General features: G+C 47.7%; 18 protein-coding genes and 1 tRNA gene. 9 read left to right on the top strand and 10 right to left on the bottom strand.

Features of this window, described 5'->3' with window-relative positions:
- Positions 1-66: 66 nt before the first annotated feature.
- Positions 67-3,954, bottom strand: a complete 3,888-nt coding sequence (gene smc / locus QUA54_RS00830) for a chromosome segregation protein SMC (RefSeq protein WP_333412518.1) — start codon at positions 3,952-3,954, stop codon at positions 67-69.
- On the opposite strand from smc, the gene QUA54_RS00825 reads away from it, so the two are divergent.
- The 6 genes from QUA54_RS00825 to QUA54_RS00800 all read left to right on the top strand — a co-directional run bounded on the left by QUA54_RS00825 (position 3,946) and on the right by QUA54_RS00800 (position 8,876).
- Positions 3,946-4,215, top strand: a complete 270-nt coding sequence (locus QUA54_RS00825; RefSeq protein WP_333412516.1) for a hypothetical protein — start codon at positions 3,946-3,948, stop codon at positions 4,213-4,215. The two genes, smc and QUA54_RS00825, sit on opposite strands and share 9 nt — an antisense overlap.
- A gap of 103 nt (positions 4,216-4,318) precedes the next feature.
- The gene (gene murA / locus QUA54_RS00820) at positions 4,319-5,737 is read left to right on the top strand and encodes a UDP-N-acetylglucosamine 1-carboxyvinyltransferase (RefSeq protein ID WP_333412514.1); all 1,419 of its coding nucleotides are present in this window, start codon (positions 4,319-4,321) and stop codon (positions 5,735-5,737) included.
- A gap of 165 nt (positions 5,738-5,902) precedes the next feature.
- Positions 5,903-6,772: a M48 family metallopeptidase gene (locus QUA54_RS00815; protein WP_333412512.1), complete on the top strand. Its 870-nt coding sequence runs from the start codon at positions 5,903-5,905 to the stop codon at positions 6,770-6,772.
- Positions 6,751-6,832 (top strand) — tRNA-Leu (locus QUA54_RS00810). The genes QUA54_RS00815 and QUA54_RS00810 overlap by 22 nt, the downstream gene beginning before the upstream one ends.
- A 60-nt stretch (positions 6,833-6,892) precedes the next feature.
- Positions 6,893-7,813 (top strand): DMT family transporter, encoded by a 921-nt coding sequence (locus tag QUA54_RS00805; RefSeq protein WP_333412510.1) that lies wholly within the window; start codon positions 6,893-6,895, stop codon positions 7,811-7,813.
- A gap of 139 nt (positions 7,814-7,952) precedes the next feature.
- Positions 7,953-8,876 carry a fused MFS/spermidine synthase gene (locus QUA54_RS00800; RefSeq protein ID WP_333412508.1) on the top strand — a complete coding sequence of 308 codons (924 nt, stop codon included), beginning with the start codon at positions 7,953-7,955 and terminating at the stop codon, positions 8,874-8,876.
- 440 nt (positions 8,877-9,316) lie between these two features.
- On the opposite strand, the gene QUA54_RS00795 is transcribed toward QUA54_RS00800, so the two are convergent.
- The 3 genes from QUA54_RS00795 to QUA54_RS00785 form a co-directional block, all read right to left on the bottom strand.
- Positions 9,317-9,745 carry a heavy metal-responsive transcriptional regulator gene (locus QUA54_RS00795; RefSeq protein WP_333412506.1) on the bottom strand — a complete coding sequence of 143 codons (429 nt, stop codon included), beginning with the start codon at positions 9,743-9,745 and terminating at the stop codon, positions 9,317-9,319.
- Positions 9,746-9,848: 103 nt separating this feature from the next.
- On the bottom strand, positions 9,849-10,142 hold the full coding sequence (locus QUA54_RS00790) for a hypothetical protein (RefSeq protein ID WP_172186392.1): 294 nt from the start codon (positions 10,140-10,142) through the stop codon (positions 9,849-9,851).
- Between the two features lie 353 nt (positions 10,143-10,495).
- On the bottom strand, positions 10,496-10,666 hold the full coding sequence (locus QUA54_RS00785; protein ID WP_172186391.1) for a hypothetical protein: 171 nt from the start codon (positions 10,664-10,666) through the stop codon (positions 10,496-10,498).
- Positions 10,667-10,833: 167 nt separating this feature from the next.
- Between QUA54_RS00785 and QUA54_RS00780 the strand changes: the two genes are divergently transcribed.
- The 3 genes from QUA54_RS00780 to speA all read left to right on the top strand — a co-directional run bounded on the left by QUA54_RS00780 (position 10,834) and on the right by speA (position 15,037).
- Positions 10,834-11,424, top strand: a complete 591-nt coding sequence (locus tag QUA54_RS00780; RefSeq protein ID WP_333186146.1) for a DUF3611 family protein — start codon at positions 10,834-10,836, stop codon at positions 11,422-11,424.
- 148 nt (positions 11,425-11,572) lie between these two features.
- The gene (locus QUA54_RS00775) at positions 11,573-12,724 is read left to right on the top strand and encodes a helix-turn-helix domain-containing protein (protein WP_333412503.1); all 1,152 of its coding nucleotides are present in this window, start codon (positions 11,573-11,575) and stop codon (positions 12,722-12,724) included.
- Between the two features lie 303 nt (positions 12,725-13,027).
- Positions 13,028-15,037 (top strand): biosynthetic arginine decarboxylase, encoded by a 2,010-nt coding sequence (speA, locus tag QUA54_RS00770; RefSeq protein ID WP_333412502.1) that lies wholly within the window; start codon positions 13,028-13,030, stop codon positions 15,035-15,037.
- A 122-nt stretch (positions 15,038-15,159) separates the two neighbouring features.
- On the opposite strand, the gene QUA54_RS00765 is transcribed toward speA, so the two are convergent.
- The 6 genes from QUA54_RS00765 to QUA54_RS00740 all read right to left on the bottom strand — a co-directional run.
- Positions 15,160-16,326 carry an NDP-sugar synthase gene (locus QUA54_RS00765; protein WP_333197015.1) on the bottom strand — a complete coding sequence of 389 codons (1,167 nt, stop codon included), beginning with the start codon at positions 16,324-16,326 and terminating at the stop codon, positions 15,160-15,162.
- Between the two features lie 293 nt (positions 16,327-16,619).
- Positions 16,620-17,435, bottom strand: coding sequence for a segregation/condensation protein A (locus QUA54_RS00760; protein ID WP_333412499.1), 816 nt, complete (start codon positions 17,433-17,435; stop codon positions 16,620-16,622).
- A 66-nt stretch (positions 17,436-17,501) separates the two neighbouring features.
- Positions 17,502-17,891 (bottom strand): LapA family protein, encoded by a 390-nt coding sequence (locus QUA54_RS00755; protein WP_333412497.1) that lies wholly within the window; start codon positions 17,889-17,891, stop codon positions 17,502-17,504.
- Positions 17,892-18,091: 200 nt separating this feature from the next.
- Positions 18,092-18,916: a DUF3153 domain-containing protein gene (locus tag QUA54_RS00750; RefSeq protein WP_333412495.1), complete on the bottom strand. Its 825-nt coding sequence runs from the start codon at positions 18,914-18,916 to the stop codon at positions 18,092-18,094.
- Positions 18,917-19,129: 213 nt separating this feature from the next.
- Positions 19,130-20,434, bottom strand: coding sequence for a TldD/PmbA family protein (locus QUA54_RS00745; protein ID WP_333412493.1), 1,305 nt, complete (start codon positions 20,432-20,434; stop codon positions 19,130-19,132).
- A gap of 138 nt (positions 20,435-20,572) precedes the next feature.
- Positions 20,573-20,826, bottom strand: a 254-nt coding sequence (locus QUA54_RS00740; RefSeq protein WP_333412491.1) for a tetratricopeptide repeat protein, incomplete at its 5' end; no start/stop codon positions are given.

Raw genomic sequence — 20,826 nt, 5'->3', positions numbered from 1 at the left:
TAACTTTAATCCTGATTTATTAAGTACATATATCACTCAACACGAGCGTTAACATAAACTCCGGGACTACAACTTCAGTCCTATGACTTGAGTATAAGCTCCCCGCGCTTGAGTAACGCCAATTGTACGCTCAGCCGATTGAATCATAGGTCGCCGCAAACTCACAACAATAAACTGGGCTTGTTCAGACTGTCGTTTTATCATTCTAGCTAATCGCTCCACATTTGCCCCATCTAGAAACATATCCACTTCATCAAAAGCGTAAAACGTAGACGGGCGGTAGCGTTGCAGCGCAAAAATAAAACTCAGCGCCGTCAGCGACTTTTCGCCTCCAGACATGGAAGCCAGCCGCTGTACGGGTTTGCCCTTCGGGTGAGCGACCAAATTCAAGCCGCTGCTGAATGGGTCTTCCTGGTCATCTAGTTGGAGATAGCCATCGCCTTCGGAAAGTTCCGCAAAGATAGTCTGAAAGTTCTCGTTAACCGCGTCGAAAGCTTCTTTAAAAGCGCGCCGCCTGAGTGTGGTAAAGTTTTCGATTCTCAACAGCAGTTCAGTGCGTTCTCCTTCCAATGTCGTCAATTTTTGACTCAATTCTTGAAGGCGTTCTTGAGTGCGGTTGTACTCTTCCAAGGCTAGCATATTGACTGGTTCTAAAGCTTGAATGCGTTTGGCGATCGCCTTTACTTCCTGCTGCAATTCCGTTAAATTGGCTTTCTCAACATTTTCAGGAATCGACGGCACGGGGTCGGGCATTTCCGCCCGCTGCGTTTCCAATAGAGTGCGGATTGCGGCTAATTGTTCCCGGCGTTCTTGCTGAGTTTCGTGGAGTTTTTGCAACTGCCACTGTAACTGTTGTTTGGCTAAATGCTTCTCTCGCAGTTGAGATTCCGCCCGATCGCGATCTCCCTTCTGCACGCCCAATTTTTCCTCAATTTCCCCCAAAGCCGCCTTAGCTTCCGCAATTTGCCGATCGAGTTCTAACTGCTGCGAAACAATGCGATCTATCGCCTCCGCCCCCGCGTTTTGCTGCACTTGCCAATCCTGCAATTTCTCGCTACCTTCCTTAATTTTGTCTTCCAAACGCCCGAATTGATTTTCCAAGTCTACAAGGCGCTGCTGGACGTTTCTCAGAGCCAATTCTCGCTCTTGCAGTTGCGCTTCTAGAGCGCGCAAACTCGATTGCATTTGCTGCCATTCGCTGTGACTGTTCGACTCTTCCAACTGCGCCAAAGTTTGCCGGTACTGCTGCAATTGAGTTTCCTGTGCGGGCAATTCTCGTTCCAGCAACTGCAATCTCGATCGCGAATTAGTTAATTCCTGTGTATTTTTGGCAATTTGCGATCGCACTTGTTCCTGTTGCGCTTGCAAATTCTTAATTTCTGAATCCAACTGTTCCAAGCGCAACTGATTTTCGCGCAAATTCTGTTTCGCTTCCATCAATTCTTGGCTGCGAGTTTTGACGGCAACAGACGCGCGGTCGATCGCAATTTTGCACCGTTCCAAAATCCGCTCAATTTCCTCCAACCTTTCTTGCAGAGATGCGATCGTCCGCGCTTCACTAGCAGCCTCACTAGCCTCAACCGTGCCAAAATGCAAGGTAGATCTGTTAGTAGAACTTCCCCCAGTCATCGCCCCGCTAGTTTCCAAAATTTCCCCGTCCAAAGTGACAATCCGGTACTGTCCCAAATAGCGACGGGCGTCGCTGAGGTTGCTAAACACAACCGTACTGCCAAAAACGTAAGAAAAAATTTCCTGATACCGCGAATCGCAATCAATCAAATTAACAGCCGCATCCACAAACCCAGCCGCGCGCCGCAAATTTTCATTCACCGAATATCTGCCGCCCCTAATTTTATTCAAAGGCAAAAACGTCATCCTTCCCGCCCGTTTTTGTTTCAACAATTCGATCGCAGCAGCAGCCACGCTGTCATCTTCCACCACCATATTTCCCATGCGCCCGCCCGCCGCAATTTCCAGCGCCAATTGATAGCGCGGTTCTACCCTGCCCAGTTGAGCCACCAAGCCGCAAACTCCGCCAATTCCGCTTTGCGCGACAATTTTTGCCGTAAACGTTCCCGTCGCTTCTTGCAGTGCTTGAAACTGCACTTCTAGTTTGTCTAATTTGCGCTGTCTTTCCCGCTGTTCTTCCAACAAACGAGTTTGAGTTTCCTGTTGCAGTTGCAATTCTTGTTCGGCTTCGACTAAAATCTGATTCAGCGATTCTACTTGCAAAGATGCCATGCCTTTGGTTTCCCCAAGGCGAGATTGCTGCTCTTTTTTCGCTGCAATTTCCTGTTCCAATACTTGTAGCGATTGGTTTTGTTCTTGAATTTGACTTTGCAGGCGATCGGCTCTTTCGCCAATGGTAGCTTGTTCTGTACGCTGCGGTTCCAAAGTTTGTTGAATTGTTTCGATTTGGCGGTGCAGTTCCGTTTGCTGCTGTACCCAAACTTCGGCCGTCGAGGCGATCGCATTTGCAACTTCCCGACTTTCATTTAAACTTTGCTGGGCTGCATCCCGCTGTTCCTGCAAACTTCCTATTTGAGACTTAACATAAGATATTTCAATCTCAATTTGCTCCAAACTTTGCTTAAATTGCCGAACTTCTTCCTCGGTTTGTGCTATATTAGCCGCCATTTGCCCAGCAGTTTTTTCCAAATCCTGTTTGCGGTTTTGCAGTTGCCGCCGTTCCGCTTCCTGAGTCGCAATCGTCGCTTGCAAAGCCAACAATTCCGACTCTCCCAAAGCTTTAACGCGGGCATTCAGCGCGTCAAGTTCGGCGGTTGCTTCTTGAATTTGAGTGCTAATTGCTTGCAGTTGTTCCGTGAGAGATGCCGAAGTGCGATCGCCCGTTTCGATTTGTTCTCGGAGTTTCCATTCTTGCTGCTGCAATTGGCGGAATTTCAGCACAATTTCCCATTGCGACTTTTCTTGAAATTCCGCCCGCAATTTTTGATATTTTTCCGCTTTTGTGCGATCGGAAGCCAGTCTATCGCGCTGAGAAATCAGCTCTTTTTCTACAATCCTGCTGCGTTCTTCCACCTCCTTAACTTCATCCAACTTCTGCCTAGCTAAAGAGATTTTGCGATCGAACTGAGCGACCCCAGCCAATTCGTCAATGATTTCTCTCCGTTCCTTAGAATTCATCGAAATAATGCTGGTAACGTCTCCTTGCAGGACGACGTTATAGCCTTCGGGATAAATTCGCAAGCGGTTGAGTTGTTCGTGAAGTTGAGTCAGGGTGCAAGGTTGGCCGTTAATGTAATAAGTTGAAGTGTAAGTACCTTGGCGAGTTACCCGAAGTTTGCGCGTCACACTCCACTCATCCGATTTTGGATTTTGGATTTTGGATTTTTTATTAGTAGCGAGTAGTTGTCCGTTGTTGTCTTGAGTTGCTGCGATTTCAATCTCTTCTACGTCTTCAACAGATAACTCTTCCGATTTTCGATTTTCGATTTTGGATTTTCGATTGGCAGATGATTGGCCGTTGTTGTCTTGAGTTTCGGCAGTTTCTATCCCTTGGGCTTCTTCAACCGATAGAGGCGATTCTTGATTGACAGGAGATGATTGGCCGTTATTGTCTTGAGTTTCGGCAGTTTCTATCCCTTCGACTTCCTCTGCTTCAACAGATAACTCATCTGCTGCAATTTCCTCCTCATCTTCATCCTGGGCGAACCATTCCTCCCCCACATCTTCCAGCGCAAAGGTAGCAGTCACGCTAGCTTCGATCGTACCGCGTTTGTTTTGGGCGCTGTTGACCAAATCCGGCAAACGTTCAGCCCGCATTCCCTTAGAACTCGAAAGTCCGAGACAAAACAGCAAAGCGTCGAGGATGTTGGACTTCCCAGAACCGTTGGGCCCGGAAACCACAGTAAAACCGGGCAGCACGGGAATGGCCGTCGTGCCGCCAAAAGATTTAAAGTTAGTCAGTTCGATCCGTTTAATGTGAACCATATGCTAGGAGTAGCTTTGGCTCTAGGTTGTTGTCACAGGGTAGCACAGGCAATGGGGCGATCGACAATGTGTGAACTTTCCGACATTGGCGATCGAACCGATATATTACACCTTTGTCAACAACCCTGTCGGGCTGTACTTAAAAAGCTTATTGACAAAGGTGCAACATCTGTGACCGATCGACAGCCAGAAACCAACGTAAATTTTGATACAGATAACTCAATGAAAGTCGAGCGGCATTATTTGTGCGATCGTACCTGAAAGCCACACCCAGAGACAATGCCAGCAAATATAGTGCCTGGAATTCCTAATGTGCCCCCTAGACATATAAAAACTTTCCGGTAAAATCGAACCAAAATTAATAATGTATAAAGTAACGAAGCGCATTATGGAGGGCACACCCATTACACCAGCTCTGAACTCGTCCAATTTTTCAGCTTCACCCGAAAGCGACGAACAAGTATTGCAAATTTGGGGTCGCGAGCCCCTTAAAGGACACGTCAAAATCAGCGGCGCCAAAAACTCGGCCTTAGTCGTCATGGCAGGAACCCTGCTGTGTCCAGACGATTGCCGCCTCCGCAACGTTCCGGGTCTAGTCGATGTGGCCCGCATGGGGCAGATTCTATCGGCCGTAGGAGTCAAAATAGAGGCAAATGGCGACGTTTTAGATATCAACGCCAGCCAACTCATAGATGCTCAAGCCCCCTACGAATTAGTCAGCCAACTGCGGGCGAGCTTCTTCATCATCGGGCCGCTCCTAGCGCGTTTGGGATTTGCTAAAGTGCCCTTACCCGGAGGTTGTGCCATCGGCGCCCGGCCCGTTGAACTCCACGTTCGCGGGCTGCAAGCCCTCGGCGCCGAAGTCCACATCGACCACGGTACTGTTCACGCTTACGTCAAAGGGCCGAACCGCCGCCTCAAAGGAGCCAAAATTTATTTGGACTACCCCAGCGTCGGCGCAACAGAAACTTTGATGATGGCGGCGACTCTGGCTGAAGGAGAAACCGTGATTGAAAATGCGGCTCAAGAGCCGGAAGTCGCTGATTTGGCGAATTTCTGCCGCGCAATGGGAGCAAAAATTCAAGGTGCCGGCACTAATACGATCGTCATTTCGGGAGTTCCCAGACTGCACGCGGTAGACTATTCAATTATTCCCGATCGCATCGAAGCCGGAACATTTTTAGTAGCCGGAGCCATCACTCACTCAGAAATCAGTTTGTCGCCGGTAATTCCCGACCACCTGACCGCAGTCATTGCCAAATTGAAGACAATTGGGGCGAAAATTATTGCAGAATCTCCCGAGATTTTGCGGATAGTTCCCGGTCAAACTCACTCGGCCACAGACATCGAAACTCTGCCTTACCCCGGTTTTCCCACAGATATGCAAGCTCAGTTTATGGCTTTGCTGACGCTGAGCGACGGAGACAGCTTGATCAAAGAAACCGTGTTCGAGAACCGCTTGCGCCACGTAGCAGAGCTCAACCGCATGGGCGCCGACATTCGCGTTAAAGGCAATGTCGCGATTGTGCGCGGAGTGTCGCTGCTGTCGGGTGCGCCGGTGGTAGCAACAGATTTGCGGGCTTCGGCGGCTTTGGTGCTAGCGGGACTTGCCGCCGATGGTGTCACCACTATCAGCAGCTTGCAGCACTTAGACCGCGGCTACGAGCAGTTAGAGGTGAAGCTGCAAAAATTGGGAGCTAAGTTGCGGCGGGTCAAAGAGGGCACAGAGCCGACCATTGCTGAGGCTCCTGTCAATCCCGTGCGATCGGGTTTAAACTGTTAATTAGTCATTAGTCAGCGGTCATTAGTCATTAGGAAGAAGGAAAAAGGAAGAAGGAAGAAGAAAGAAAAATAATTCAATTTTTTTCAATTGCCAATTCATAATTCCCACTTCCCAATGACCAATGACCAATGACTATTGACTATTGACTATTGACTAAGGACTAAAATGTTGAACATACCGCTCATCGGTTTAAAAGCAGACCAGTTTCGACACCCACTAGACTTGGAAGCTACCAACAGTCTCAAACAACTGCCCGGGCTGGATTTGATGGTGCGGCAGTTGCTGGGACAACTTGGCGAACAGTTTTTCATGCTCGAAAATCTGGCTTCTAGCGTCCAAGTCGGCGAAAATCAATTGCCCCACCTGCATCAATTGCTGGTGGATGCCTGCAAAACTCTGGATTTAGAAGTGCCGCAGCTTTATGTCCGCCAGCATCCGATGCCAAATGCTTACACCTTTGCGATGCGGGGAAAACAGCCTTTTGTGGTGATGCACACTTCTCTGATTGATTTGCTCACAGACGAGGAAGTTAAGGCAGTAATCGCTCACGAGTTGGGGCATTTGAAGTGCGAGCACGGAGTTTACCTGACTCTGGCTAATTTAATTGTGTTAGCTGCCGGTCAAATTTCGCCTGTGGGAACCGTGCTCGCGCAGGGTTTGCAGGCGCAAATGTTGGAATGGTTGCGGTGTGCGGAATTTACGTGCGATCGCGCCGCCTTGCTCGCCACCCAAGACCCAAAAGTGGTAGCATCACTGTTGATGAAACTGGCCGGAGGTTCGCCGACTTTAGCTCCGAAACTCAATGTCGATGCGTTTTTGGCGCAGGCGCGGGCCTACGACGACCTCAGCAGCACTCAACTGGGAGAAATGCTCAAACAAGCTCAAACGGCTCAGTTGTCCCATCCTGTACCTGTATTGCGCGCCAGAGAGATCGATCGCTGGGCAAGTTCAAAAGATTATGAATCTTTGCTTGCAGGAAATCGATCTGTGTGTTATGATGGTGAAACGAAAAAGGGCGGGTGGCGAAATTGGTAGACGCATCAGACTCAAAATCTGACACCGAAAGGTATGAGAGTTCGATTCTCTCCCCGCCCACTGCTAAAAAAGCTTAATAAATCTAGGGTTCCAGATGATAAATCTGGAACCCTAATTTATATGGCATGGGGAATTGGTAACAACAGTCAACATTCAACAGATTTTATGGGTGAAATAGCCGCTTTAGGCGCTGCATTTGTCTGGGCCTTATCTTCCACAATCTGGCAGCGAGTGGGAAAGCAAATGCCCGCAGTGGTGCTAAACTTGCTCAAAGGCGCGATCGCCCTTTTCATGCTCCTTGCCACTGTACTAATTTTAGGCAAACCCTTACCCGCAATCAACCCTAATATTTTAGCAATGCTGCTCATCAGCGGCGGCCTAGGAATTGGCATCGGAGACACCGCTTTCTTTATCGTATTAAAATATTTAGGCGCGAGGCGAACGCTGCTTTTAGAAACCCTATCTCCCCCTTTAACAGCTTTATTTGGCTTAATATTTTTGCAAGAAAACTTATCGCCCATTGCTTGTACAGGCATTCTTTTAACAATCTGCGGCGTAGCTTGGGTAATTGCAGAACGAACAGCCGAAACAAGCTTACCATCAAAACATCTTTGGCAGGGATTAGCCATTAGTTTATTAGGACAAACAACCCACGCCGCCGGAGCAGTTTTATCCCGCGCCGCCTTCACTCAAATAGATATCGATCCCCTGTGGACTGCGGCCTTGCGTTTGAGCGGTGGCCTAGCAGTCATGCTATGCTTTTTGAACCCAACAAACCGGGACAGTTTCAAACAATTAAAAGCGCCCAAACTATTAAATGCAATCATTCTAGCAGCTTTTTTAGGAACCTATCTCGGGATTTTCCTGCAACAGATTTCGCTGAAATATGCACCCGCAGGAATAGCTCAAGCACTCAGTTCTACCAGTCCCCTATTTATCCTCCCCTTAGCCGTGCTGGCGGGCGAAAAAGTGAGCCTTCGGGCTGTTTTGGGGGTAGTTTGTGCGATCGGCGGAATCGCCCTATTATTGGGTTTGAAGTGATAAAATGTGAGAATAGAGATTTAAAATTTTAGATTTGATACCAGTTTCCAAAAAGAATGAAACTGTATGTCTGCTCCCAACCATAATAGTCATCAGCGATCCCCCAATCTAAAATCTAAAATCTAAAATCTAAAATCGTATGACTGATTATAAAGGCGATCGGCAAAGTCGCAATTTAGCACTTATTAACCAACAAATAAATTGGCTTCAGCAACAACCAGACGGCATCCTATTTCAACAAAACTCCGGCGACAACTGCATAGCAGTAAAAAAAATAAAATCAGTGCTACTACTGCTTTTAGCAGACAGAGAAACCTTAAGCACAAATGTAGCTCAATCAATCCTAGACCTCAAAAATCCGCTAAATTTAATATTTCCCTATGCCAGAGCCATGCTGCTAGCATTAGTCTGGAAAAATCAACCAAAAAATATCTATATAATTGGCTTTGGCGGCGGCAGCATTCCCAGAGTTTTTCACCATTATTTCGCTAACGCGATAGTCGAATGTACAGATATTGACCCCACAGTAGTCGAAGTTGCTCACAAATTTTTTGGCATTCAATTCGACGACAGACTCAAAGTAGCTATTCAAGACGGGCGCGAATATCTAGCCCAACAAAATTCCACAGTAAAAAACGATATAATTATCGTGGATGCTGGTTTTGGCAGCGGCTATATGCCCTATAGGTTGGTCACACAAGAATTTTACCAACTGTGCAAAACTCGCTTGTCAATCGCAGGTGTTCTAGTTGTTCACCTGTTCCACACACAAGAGTTTAATGCGGCAGCGGTGCAAACAATTCAAACTGTGTTCGCACAAGTTTATATATGCAATTTAGAAACCGGCAACAGCATTGTCATTGCGACTAATGCTCCCGATTTAGCTAAAAATGAAATTTTATTGAAAGCCGAACTTATTCAAGATGTCCACAATTTAGGATTTTCCTTAATAGAAATGTCGCTTCAGCTAAAAAAAGTAGCCCAATTGCCGGAATGGGGGAAAAATTGGGAAACCCTGCCAATTTTTACAGATGCTGAAATACCTGCAGGATATTGGGACTGATAAATACACAATTAGGGCTGTTGACGCCAGACAAAAAACTGTAATTTTAGGGTGTTTATAGGCGCACCATCGGGCTGTAGGGTGTTTATGGGCGCACCATCGCTATGCCTGTGGCAAACCCCAATCAGTCAACACTTGATTCTAGGAAACATCTCTCTCAAAAATACTTGACAGTGAAATTGCGTCAGTCTATTATAGAAGTAGTGCAAACAATTAAAAACATGAGACTAAAAAGTTGGGAGTCTCCCCGCAGCGAGGGCAGAAACTCCAAAGGCAAAGGCGGCTCAGCCAGGGCTCGGCAACTCAAGAAGCAACAGCAAACTCTGCGAAAGCAGTTAAAAGTGCAACACGATCGACCAAACCACCAACAAAACCAAAAAAACCACCAAGGGAAGGAAACCGATAATTCCTTCCCTTATTTTGTATCTTTCTGCCGCAGCTCAATCCCGCTGAATGTTCGGACAAATCGTGCGAGTAATGCTCGCCTGCGAGGGTTGCTCTTGCCAGCAGTTGAGAATGCCTTGCAACTCCCCCTTCAAAGTTTCTAACGCTGCAATTTGCCCGGAAATTTCCTCTACCTTCGCCGTTAGATGCTGCTTCGCTTCAGAGCAAGGCAACTCTCCCCGATCGCGAACTTGTAAAATATCCTTAATCTCCTGAAGGCTCAAACCCAGAGTCTGAGATCGTTTAATAAACGCTAACCTGTTGAATACCGCTTCCCCAAACAAGCGATAACCAGCGGGCGAGCGCTCCACCGCAGGAGACAGCAAGCCCATCTCCTCATAGTAGCGAACAGTTTTCACCGACAAACCGCTACAGGCAGCTACGGAGCCAATTTTGTACAGTTTCTCGGTAACAGAAATATTCATAAACCAAGCATCCAAGATCGAAAGACTTTTTTGCCCTATCTTTTAGTGCCTCAGATCCAGGGAGTCGCTTGGCACCTTGCCCAGTCGCCATTGTCCGGTAATCTTAATAAGGAGGATTTTTTTTAGACACGTTAAGCACGGGCAACTGAGGTCTAGACGACTGAGGAGGAAGATAGTATTCGGGAGCAGGTGCCGATTGTTCTGCTCCAGATCGGTACATTTGCCACCAGCGGAGAGCCATCGCCACCCCAGCAGTACCCAGCCCAAAAGCCAATAAAGAACCGCTCGCACCGATGCTACCGATCGCTACATCGACAACGCCCACTGTGACAACAAAGCTGGTAATTGGCTCTCTACGGTAAGCTGACCTCAAAAGTCGCGTCCACGAAGCATTCATTTGTTTTACTCTGTTCTATATTTATTTACAATCTCTAAAACTTAGAGTTGGCGGAACGATCGGGAGTTCTAGTTCAGAGACTAGCTTCACCTAAATTAATCTTCTCGCCTGTGGGGCATTGTACGGGAGCGAGGCAAAATTGCCAAGCTTGTCAAATCAAAATTCCACCCCATATACACCTCCAAAAGCCAGCTATTGCATTCGGGAACAGATCTCTCTCGGCAGAGAAGTCGCTGGGCTTGTTTCTAATTAATATTTTAATCAATTCCCGAATTTGTCGCGGTCAGCAGAAGTGACCCCCGCTGCCAGAAGAGTCAAGACAAAGTGTAAGGCTGACCGCGCCGTTGCTAAAATTAGTTGAGACCTAACCAGGACAGCAAGCCCTGGCCTGTGACATACTCGATAATTAAAGTTAAAGAAAAACCGATCATCGCGGCTCGACCGTTAAGGCGTTCCGCGTAGCTGTTGAAGCCAAACTTTGGCTGTTCCAGTTTGGGAGTGACGGTGGGTTGTAGTTGTGTCATTGCTTTGGATACCTGGCGATCGACGCTATTCAAATGTGAAATCCAATGTTAGTTACAAATCTTAAACATTGCTACTTCTATTATAAAGAGGGTTAACCGCCGTCAACCGTCCCCGAAGAGAAAAAACTGCTGCCAACTAATGCCAATTAATTATACCCGCTCAAAATATGACTAATCAGTTAGATAATGATAAGCTTCCTGTCGCCGTACAGCGAGTAGCCTTTGCCCTTCGCACAACAGGCTGGGTTTGCTTCTGGGTACAGGTAGTGCTAGGGGTGGTAGCGGCGATCATTTTGCTCTTTGCCATCCCCTTCGCCATCCCCAGGGCTAGCGCCGCTGCGGGTTCAACCAGTGCCGGCACCGGCGGCGGCGTATTTTTTGCTATTTGCGGGCTGGCCGTACTCGCTTACAGCGTATATCGCTCTTTCCGCTTCACCCGCTTGTCGAGACAACTGCGATCGCCCGCTAACGCTGTCCGCCCCAAAAAAGCAGACACCATCAAAGAGGTGCGGCTGGCACTTTGGAGCAATTTGTCAGGAATGCTGCTGACGCTGATCGGCGCAGAAGCCATCAGCGGCACGCTTTTAGCCAAATCTCTAGCTCAGCCGCAAGCATTGTTCGGTGCCGCAGTCGATTTGGGCCGATTTATTCAGCCCCTAGACATATTTGTGGTACTCGCCAATACTCACGCCACTGTTGCCCACTTTGTCGGGATTTTCGGGTCTCTTTGGTTGCTCGATCGCATCCACAAGCAATAGACAATCCAGAAGTGGGAATTGCGCCTCTCCCACTCTCCCACTCTCTGACTCCCTCGCTCTCCCAGTCTCCCCCAACCGACATCCGGAATCACTGCCAAGCTGTCGAAGAACGTACTCAGATACCTTCTAGCAAGACAAAATAAATATCATGGCACTGAAACCCGAGGCTTATTTTGGGGTGACAGATCACGTAACTATTGAAATTTCTCAAGAAAGTTTTCGTTCTGTCCTCAGTCAAATAGAATCAGAACTCCTCTGTAGCGACACCTATAGCCAAGCTCTAGCTAGCTTGCAAACAATGTTGGGCGAAGCAGCCTCCGCAGCCGAAATTTTAATTAGAGCAGTTAGCAGAGAAGCCGTCAAGCTCGCATTTGACCGATTTCCCAAACAAAACAAAATTGAACCGCAAGTAGCCCAACAGAGTTTTGCTGCTTTAAGTCCCGCCATTGAGACGGTCACAGAAATTAAAGAATTGGAGCCACCAGTAACTGTTCCTGTCTTCTATTGGCGCAGCGCTAGTGTGGAAGCGCCGTCCCAAACCGAGTCCGACACAGAAAATTCCGATCCAGAGCCTAACGCTTCTGAAGACAGCAAACAAGCGCCCCAAGACGAAATTAAAGTCGAGTCGGCTCCACCTGCAACTGTCACCGTCCCCGGAAAATCCTTCCCAGGGTTCGGTTTTCCCAAGAAGCCAAAAAAACTCACCAAGGAAGAAGAAGCAGCAAAAGCAGTTCAAGAGCGAGAAGAGTGCCTGCGGGAATTGGGTAGAGAATTGCGTAAGGGACGGCAAATTCGCTCCCTATCCCTGCAGCAACTCCACAGTCAAACTCTCGTGCCGCTGCACCACATCGAATCGATCGAAAATGGGGAAATCGAGAAACTGCCCCAAGATATTTACGTTAGAGGTTTTATCCGCAGACTGGGCGACGCCTTGGGACTAGACGGCAGCGCTATGGCGAATGCTTTGCCCAAACCCGCTCCGAGTCCTATTCCCAGTATGTATGTGTCTGTTTCCGATTCCGGGTCAGCCGAAGGCTTTCAAATGCGTCCGGTTCATTTGTACATCGGCTACACCGCTTTGATGGCTGGGGCTGTAGGGGGTTTGGGTTGGCTGTCGCAGCAACCCGTGGTCCCCGGAGCACAGGCAGTACCTCCAACGCAGGTGACACCGCCAGCCTCTGTTGCACCGGCTCAGAAGACCCCAGAAAAAGCACCTCAACCGGGCTTGAAGAAGTCTGATAGTCACGGGGGAATGATTATGGGGGCTGACATGGCGCCGCCGGAGGTGATTTTTGGTTAGTGTGTGTCGGGCGATCGATCGTCCGACAACTCTCCTGGCGCAGGTGAACTCGGAAACCCGGTTTCCGAGTTCACCTCCATAGGGATACTTGCTTGAAGAAATAAGTCCAGGAGAGCAATTACGGTTGAGATTTTAGTTCAATCCCCCACCTTCATCAATTTGTAGAGTCAAATCTCAAATCTCAAATCTCAAATCTCAAATCGCCCGGCTTTGTACCCAAAGTGAATTTTTAACTGCATCAGGAAACCCGATATGTGCGATAAACTATCTATTTGACCACTCCTCAAAGAGGTTTCCGATAAGATGAGTTCCCCAGCCACCGCTGCTTTCTCCGATCTCGATCCGCTATCGACTCACTCGCCAACAGTCACGAGTTTGGCGGCACCAGACAGTGCTTTGGTAACGGCTGCTCAAGTGCCACAAAAATCTTGGACAATAGAAGATAGTGAGAAACTCTACCGCATTCAAGGTTGGGGCGAACCGTATTTTTCGATCAATGCAGCCGGTCATGTTACAGTTTCTCCCAAGGGCGATCGCGGCGGTTCCCTTGACTTGTGCGAACTGGTAGAATCCCTCAAACAACGAAATTTGGCTTTACCCCTGTTGATTCGATTTTCTGATATTTTGGAAGACCGGATCGAGCGCTTAAATTCGTGTTTTGCCAGAGCGATCGCTCGCTACAATTACAAAAATGTCTATCGCGGTGTCTTTCCTGTCAAATGCAACCAGCACCGACAATTAATTGAAGATTTGGTGCGTTTTGGTAAACCCCATCACTTCGGACTGGAAGCCGGCTCGAAACCGGAATTAATGATAGCTTTGGCGACCTTAAAAAACCCAGGCGCTTTATTAATTTGTAACGGTTACAAAGACCGCGAATACATCGAAACTGCTATTTTGGCGCAGCGGCTAGGGCAAACTTCCGTAATTGTGCTGGAGCAAATAGAGGAAGTAGAACTCGCAATCGCCGCGAGCAAAGCATTAGGAATTAAACCGATTTTGGGAGTGCGAGCAAAACTCACTACCAAAGGCGTTGGCCGCTGGGGAGGTTCCACGGGCGATCGGGCAAAATTTGGCTTGACAATTCCTGAAATTATCCGTGCAGTCGCCGAACTAGAAAAAGCTGGAATGCTCCACTGTTTGCAGTTACTGCACTTCCACATCGGCTCTCAAATTTCCTCAATTAGTGTCATCAAAGACGCCATTAGAGAAGCCAGCCACATTTATGTAGAATTAGCTAAGTTGGGAGCTAATATGAACTACTTGGACGTAGGCGGTGGACTCGGCGTTGACTACGACGGTTCTAAAACAAACTTCCACGCTTCCAAAAACTACAATATGCAAAACTACGCTAACGACGTAGTAGCGGGAGTGAAAGATGCCTGCGACGAGCGCAAAATCCCGGTTCCAATTATCATTAGCGAAAGCGGGCGGGCGATCGCTTCTCACCAATCAGTGTTAGTTTTTGACGTACTCGGTACTAGCGATGTCCCCAGAGAAGTACCAGAACCAGTAGATGAAAACGCGCACCAAATTCCGCGCAATCTCTACGAAATTTACCAATCTATCAGTCCCGAGAATTACCAAGAAGTTTATCACGATGCTATCCAATTCAAGGAAGAAGCAGTCAGTTTATTTAACTTAGGCTATTTGGGAATTGCGGAACGGGCGAAAACCGAACAGTTGTACTGGGCTTGTTGCGATAAGATACAGGCGATCGCGCGGCAAAAAGAATATGTATCGGACGATTTGGAAGACTTAGAAAAGGTGATGGCGTCCATTTATTACATCAACTTATCTGTTTTCCAGTCCGTACCAGACAGTTGGGCAATTAACCAATTGTTCCCAATTATGCCAATTAACCGACTCGATGAAGAACCTACTCAGCGCGGTATTTTAGCCGATCTTACCTGCGACAGCGACGGCAAAATCGACCAATTTATTGATTTGCGAGATGTGAAATCGGTTTTGGAACTGCATACTCTCAAACCTGGAGAACCTTACTATTTGGCGCTATTTTTGGGAGGTGCTTATCAAGAAATTATGGGCAACCTTCACAACTTATTCGGCGATGCAAATGCAGTTCACATTCAGCTAACACCTTCTGGCTATCATATCGAACACGTTGTGAAAGGAGACACTATGAAAGAAGTCCTCAGCTACGTACAGTACGATTCAGAAAGTTTGGTTGAAAGCATCCGCCGTCAGACAGAAGCAGCTTTGCAGCAAAATAAAATTACTCTTTCCGAGGCCCAACTTTTGCTGCAAAATTACGAGCGGAGTCTCAGCCAATATACTTATCTTCAGTCTTAAAATGTAGGGTGCAACCTAAGCACCTTGCCAGAATTGAAAGCTGAGATAATAACCGTAAAAGTAGGGTGCGCAGTGCGCACCTTACCTTGAGCAATTACCAATTAGCAATTACCAATTACCAATTATTCAGGATGACTACCGAGAATTTCTGCGATCGCCCGCCGCTCTTCTCCGTGTTGAGTCGGTAAAACTTGGCGAGCGTCCGTAATCAGCCAATCGAGAGCCGCCGCTTGCAAATCGATCGCAGCCCCAGTTTTATCAACGCAGTAGCGCCCGAACACCAGTTTATCAACCAACCGCACCTCCGGGCCCAAACGGGAATACTCAAAAATCACGCTGTTTTCCACAGTGGCGCCACTGCAAAGCCAACAATTTGGGCCGATCATTGTCGGGCCGACAATTTTTGCTCCATCCTCAATGATCGTCATCCCCCCAATGTACACAGGCCCAGTAATATCAACCTTATCCCAGTTGACAGCTACATTCAAACCAGCGTAAATGCCGGGGCGCACTTCAATTCCCGGAATCGAAACATTTTTAACTTGTCCGAGCAGGACGCTCTGAATTGCCCGCCAATAGTCAGGAACTTTGCCGATATCCACCCACTCAAAGTCCATGCTAATCCCGTAAAAAGGCGCGCCTGCTGCTACTAGCGCGGGGAATAACTGCGAACCGATATCGTATTCCTTACCCGAAGGGATATAATTGAATATTTCCGGTTCAAAAATATAAATACCAGTGTTAATGTCGGTACTCAGAGCTTCCTCTACAGAAGGTTTTTCTTGGAAAGCTTTAATTTTGCCAGAATCGTCTGTTACCACCACTCCGTAACTGGGAACCTCCTCGCGGGGAACCGATTTCATAACAATAGTAGCGATCGCCCCTTTTTCCCGGTGCCACTTCACAGCAGCAGTCAAGTCCAAGTCAATCAAAGCGTCGCCGCAGAGCACCACAAAAGTATCGTCAAAAAACGGCGAGAAGTCCTGAATTCGTTTCATGCCGCCAGCCGAACCGAGAGCCTCTCCAATCATTTCTCCCTCCTCAATTCGCCCTTCAAAAGAATAAGCAATTTGTACCCCAAACTTTTGACCGTCACGGAAGTAGTTTTCAATCACGTCTGCCAAATGGGAAACATTGACCATAATCTGGTCAAATCCGTGCTGGCGGAGTAATTCAACCAAAAACTCCATCACTGGCTTTTGCAGGATGGGAATCATCGGTTTGGGTATTGTCTGAGTAATGGGACGGACGCGAGTGCCTTTACCGGCCGCCAGAATCATCGCTTTCATTCTTAACTTCCTCAACCCTCTGTTAATTGATATAAACTCAACAATTAGATGCTAGCGATTGCGCTCGAATCGATCGCAGCAAAATCCTGACCTGTTTATAGGCGACATCGTAGCAGGCTATCAATCATTTATTGCTAATCTACCTAGATTTAACGAACCAGAAATCAGAAATAATATCAAGTCCGGGTGAATGCACGTACAATTGCCCTAGGAGCGGGTTCGCCTGGATAGCTGTCAAGAGTTCTAGAGACTGGTAAACCCGCCCCAAAACCGGATCTGATGCTCCTCCAAGCTCAAAGCGCGCGGATTTTGAGGTCTTGGTAAAACTCCTCTTGAAGCAACTCTACTTTAGACTGAGCCGACAGCAGCAACAACGCCCAAAAAATACCCACGCGGTCATGATTTGGCAAGTGAAATTCCCCACTTGATACCGGGACTTCTGGGTCAACAGAGGAGTGCAAATCCTTATGATGCCAAAGTTCCAGCAGTTGTTCCAAGTCGAGCCAACCCTCGTCAATTTCCGAGCCCCGTTCTGCCAGAAACCGATCGAGTTCACTAGCAGTTTCCACCAAATTTTCTTGGTGAGCTAGCTCAAAGATAGCCTGGGCTGCTTGCGATCGCATTTTTGAGGTAGGGCGCCGCCGGGGGGTAACTGTCTGCTCCATTGCTGCTTTCATTAGCTGCAACTGCTCGATCAGTTCTGGGAGTGTCACCGGGCGTTTTTGCGGTAGTTGAGCTACACCGCGACGGCGCAATTGCCGCTCCAAATGCTGGGGCAAGTTTCGCCCTCCTGAGTGCTCTGCGTCTTCGAGTGTCGCCTCGTCGGCCGAGTCGGAATCCGCGGGGGATTCTGAAAGGACGATACTTTCTGCTTTGAGCAACACCAGCATTGAAGCGTACAAAAATGCTTGGCCGGAGTGGGACAAATCAGAGAAATCCGTAGTCTGATCGGCATCGCAGGCGTTCGTAAGCTTGCTCAAACATCGATCGAACACTTCAATGACCTTAACGTCCCAAGGATCGATTTCTCCCCGTTCGGCTAAGTCAATTAAAATTGCGATCCCCTCGGAAATCGTTTCTAAGCCATCTTGGTCTCGGGAAACGGCCATTCGATTTTAGATTTTAGATTTTAGATTTTAGATTTTCCCTCTCCGAAAACGAGAGAGCATATCAAGTTAATTGGCGGTCATTTCAGCAGCTTTGGCCTCAATAGCTGCTGTTTCTAAACTTATGGGTTCTGCACTTTCTAACAAAGGTTGTTTGGATTCTACTTCTGCTTTATAGCGTTCTATATCTTGTTCTAATTCCTGAATCCGCTGCTGTTTTTCCCGAACTTGGCGGATCTCTTGGCGCGAGGCGAGGGTTCGCTGCATTCTCGACCACAGACTGAACAGCCACGCTAATGTTGCCCCTAATCCGGTCGCTACAATTAGTTCTACGCACAGCGGAGCTTTAACTTCGACGCCTTTGATAACTTGAATCGCGACGGGCTGTGTATTTTCGATGCTGAACAATACTAGAGCCAAGCAAATCAGAAAGATAAAGAAGAAATTTAGCGATCGCATTTTCTCTGTCCCTAATTCTCAATTCAGGTTAAGCAAATTATTGGGCATTTGTCAACTGTTTTTTGGCAGATGTCCCCAGTTTTTTTGATAATATCAAATCTTCTCAATTAAACATAATATCCAGGGAGGGGCGGGTTTATTGTAGCTCGGAGAGTTGATTGAAGAGATTGGTTAACCCGCCCCTGCAGGACATATTCTCTTTAGGTTTGACCGATTTTTTGCGGTTTCTTGCCGATTCCCAGTGCTGGCAATATTTGATATTTCAAAGCAATGCCCGCCGCCACAAATAAGGCAATAATCAGCGCCCCAATTCCTACGGGACTGGGAATCCAGAATATCGCCTCCAAATAGTTAACTTCCCCGGGTTTGAGCTTCCAAACTAACTGTTTTCCCTGCTGATAGCTTTCGGGAACCAGCGCACCGGCGACAGTTTCAATACTTTTGGCACCCCAAGGCGTGTTCAAGCTAAAATCTAGCTCCAAAAGTCCCCCCGGACTCAGCAGCAGACTGCCGTTAGAGGAAATCAGAGAAAGAGAGCGCAAATCCAATTCCAAACTCAACCGATTTCGCAGCACCAATAACAAATTATTCTGCTTGACACTCAGGTGAGATTCAAACTTCGGCAAATCGGTTTCTAGCGGACTTGCGACCCGAGATTTTGTGGTTGGTGCGATCGGATTGTAAAATTGGTTGAACTTGTCTTGCAACTCGGCTCCATTATTGAAAGGAATCGTCACTAGAACTTCTGTATCGGAAAGCCGTTTAGTTTTTCCGTCCAGCAACCTCACCCGGCGTTCTACGCTTTTCAACCATTCTGCAACTGTTTGGCTGCTGAAGCTCGTCAACCTTTCCCCCAGTTTAATGTGCTGCACGATTTCGCCGCGAGTTTGACTTTCAAAGTTAACCCCGACATCGTACTGCACGCATCCAGTCACTAGAGTTAAAAGGCAAAAAACAAAAGGTAAAAGAAAGAAAAAGTGCTTTTTCTTCTTCCGAGTTCCATCCTTGACATTTTGCTCTTTCATTGTACCTTTTTCCCTGTTTTTTCCTATTTGCATGAATTAGCAAAGCGTTGAATTGCCGACACTGTTTCTATGTTTGTTTAACTGGTTCCTAGGCTCTGCCTGGGAACCCATATCCAGAGGCTTTGCCTCGCAAGCTTTCATCCAAATTCGAGGCAGAGCCTCACGATATGTATTACCAGGCAGAGCCTGGTAACGAGTAAAACCGCACTGAACTTATTGCCTCGAAGCTACACCCAAGTGTTGAAACAGGATACTCGGCAAATAGGCTGCACCGCCTACCCATTCGGCTTCGCTGCTCAAATCTGCCAAATTTTTAAACGCTTCAAAAATGCTGCCTGCCACCATTGTATTCTTGACGCGGCCGACAATTTTGCCTTTTTCTACTTTATAGCCTAAGTCCAAATTGACAGAAAATTCGCCAGCTAACTGATTGGACTGACCCGCACCTAAAACTTGCTCTACTATTAGACCTTCGTCCATGCTAGCAATCAAGTCTTGAGTGGCGGTATTTCCTGGGGAAATGCAAAAGTTAGTCAAATCAGGGCCCGGGCGAGACAATCCGCCACGAAAACCGTTGCCGGTTGATTGTACACCGGCGCGAGCGGCCCACCTGCGATCCCAATAAAATCCGGTGACAGTACCTTTGTCTATCAAGACTTTGCGGGTGGTGGGCGTACCTTCGTCGTCAAAGGGACAAGCAGAAGGGCCTAAAGTGGGGTCTTCAAAAAAGGTAAAGCGTTCGTCAAATAAGGTCTCGCCGATTTTGTCGGCTAGGGGAGAGGCTTTTTGAACTACTGTTTGACCTGAAAGGATGGTATCAAACAGGCTGCCGAGGGTGCTAGCGGCGGCTCTGGGGGTAAATAATACTGGGTAGGAACCGCTGGTGATGGTGGCTGAATGTTCGGCGAGGCGGTATTTTTCGAGGAGTGATTGGAGGATGCTGTTGGTGTCCAGGGGCCGATCGCGCGCTACGTCGTAACTGTATGCTTGCATAAAGTCTTCTCCCTGTACCAAATTTCCCGCGATCGAGCCGCTGACTATTTGGCTGCTTCTTTCGGCATACACGTCTTGCGTGGTGGCAATTTTGACGATGCCGCTGCGGACGTGAAAGCCCACATCTACCATAATATCGGGATTGTAGGCGTGAACTTGCTCGATCAGGTTTTTGCCGTTTTCGACTAATTCTTGAGTTGTGGGCGGAGTGTAGGTGGTTTCCGGGCCTTTGAGGTGGAAGTTGGAGGCGAGTTCAAATTCTGCAGGGTCGCCGATTTCGGCTGTTTGAATCGCTGCATCTACTAAATCGTCTATCCGCGTTAAATCTGTGGAACTGGCAAAACCGATTTTGCCAGAGTGAATCAGTCGGAGTGCTACGCCTTGCAGGGCTTTGGTTTGCAGGGATTTGAGGCGATTGTTTTCAAATTCGATCGGCGTGTCTTGACTCGACAGGTAGTATACTTCAGCAGCATCGGCGCGCCCAGATGCCAATTTCAATATCTGTTCTATGGTGGAATCGCTCACAATAATCGCCTTTCAGGTTTGGTCTTTTTTTTATTTTAGCGATTTTGGGTGTGACCAGAAACCGGGTTTTTTCCAAAAACATCGATACACCACCGAAAAACTGCGAAAAACCCGGTTTCTTAAGTCAGAGTGCATCCATCAATCCCCAGTCATCTGCTGAATCCTAGAAATAATGCGTTTCACTGTCTGCGCGTCAGGAGATCGCAAATGCTGTAAAATCTCCAAAGATTGCTGTAAATAATTCAAAGCTTGGTCAAAATCTCCCTTCTCATCTGCTAACAACTGTCCAAGCATTGCGAAAGTAGCAGCTTTCCCTTGAACATCGCCAATTTTTTCCTCAAGTTCGAGTGATTGTTGATAAAATGCGATCGCCTGTTCTACTTCCTCTCGAT

It is taken from the genome of Microcoleus sp. MOSTC5 (assembly GCF_036701825.1).
GTDB lineage: Bacteria > Cyanobacteriota > Cyanobacteriia > Cyanobacteriales > Microcoleaceae > Microcoleus > Microcoleus asticus.
Note: the sequence above shows the minus strand (reverse complement) of the source record. Positions and strands in the feature narration are given on the sequence as shown.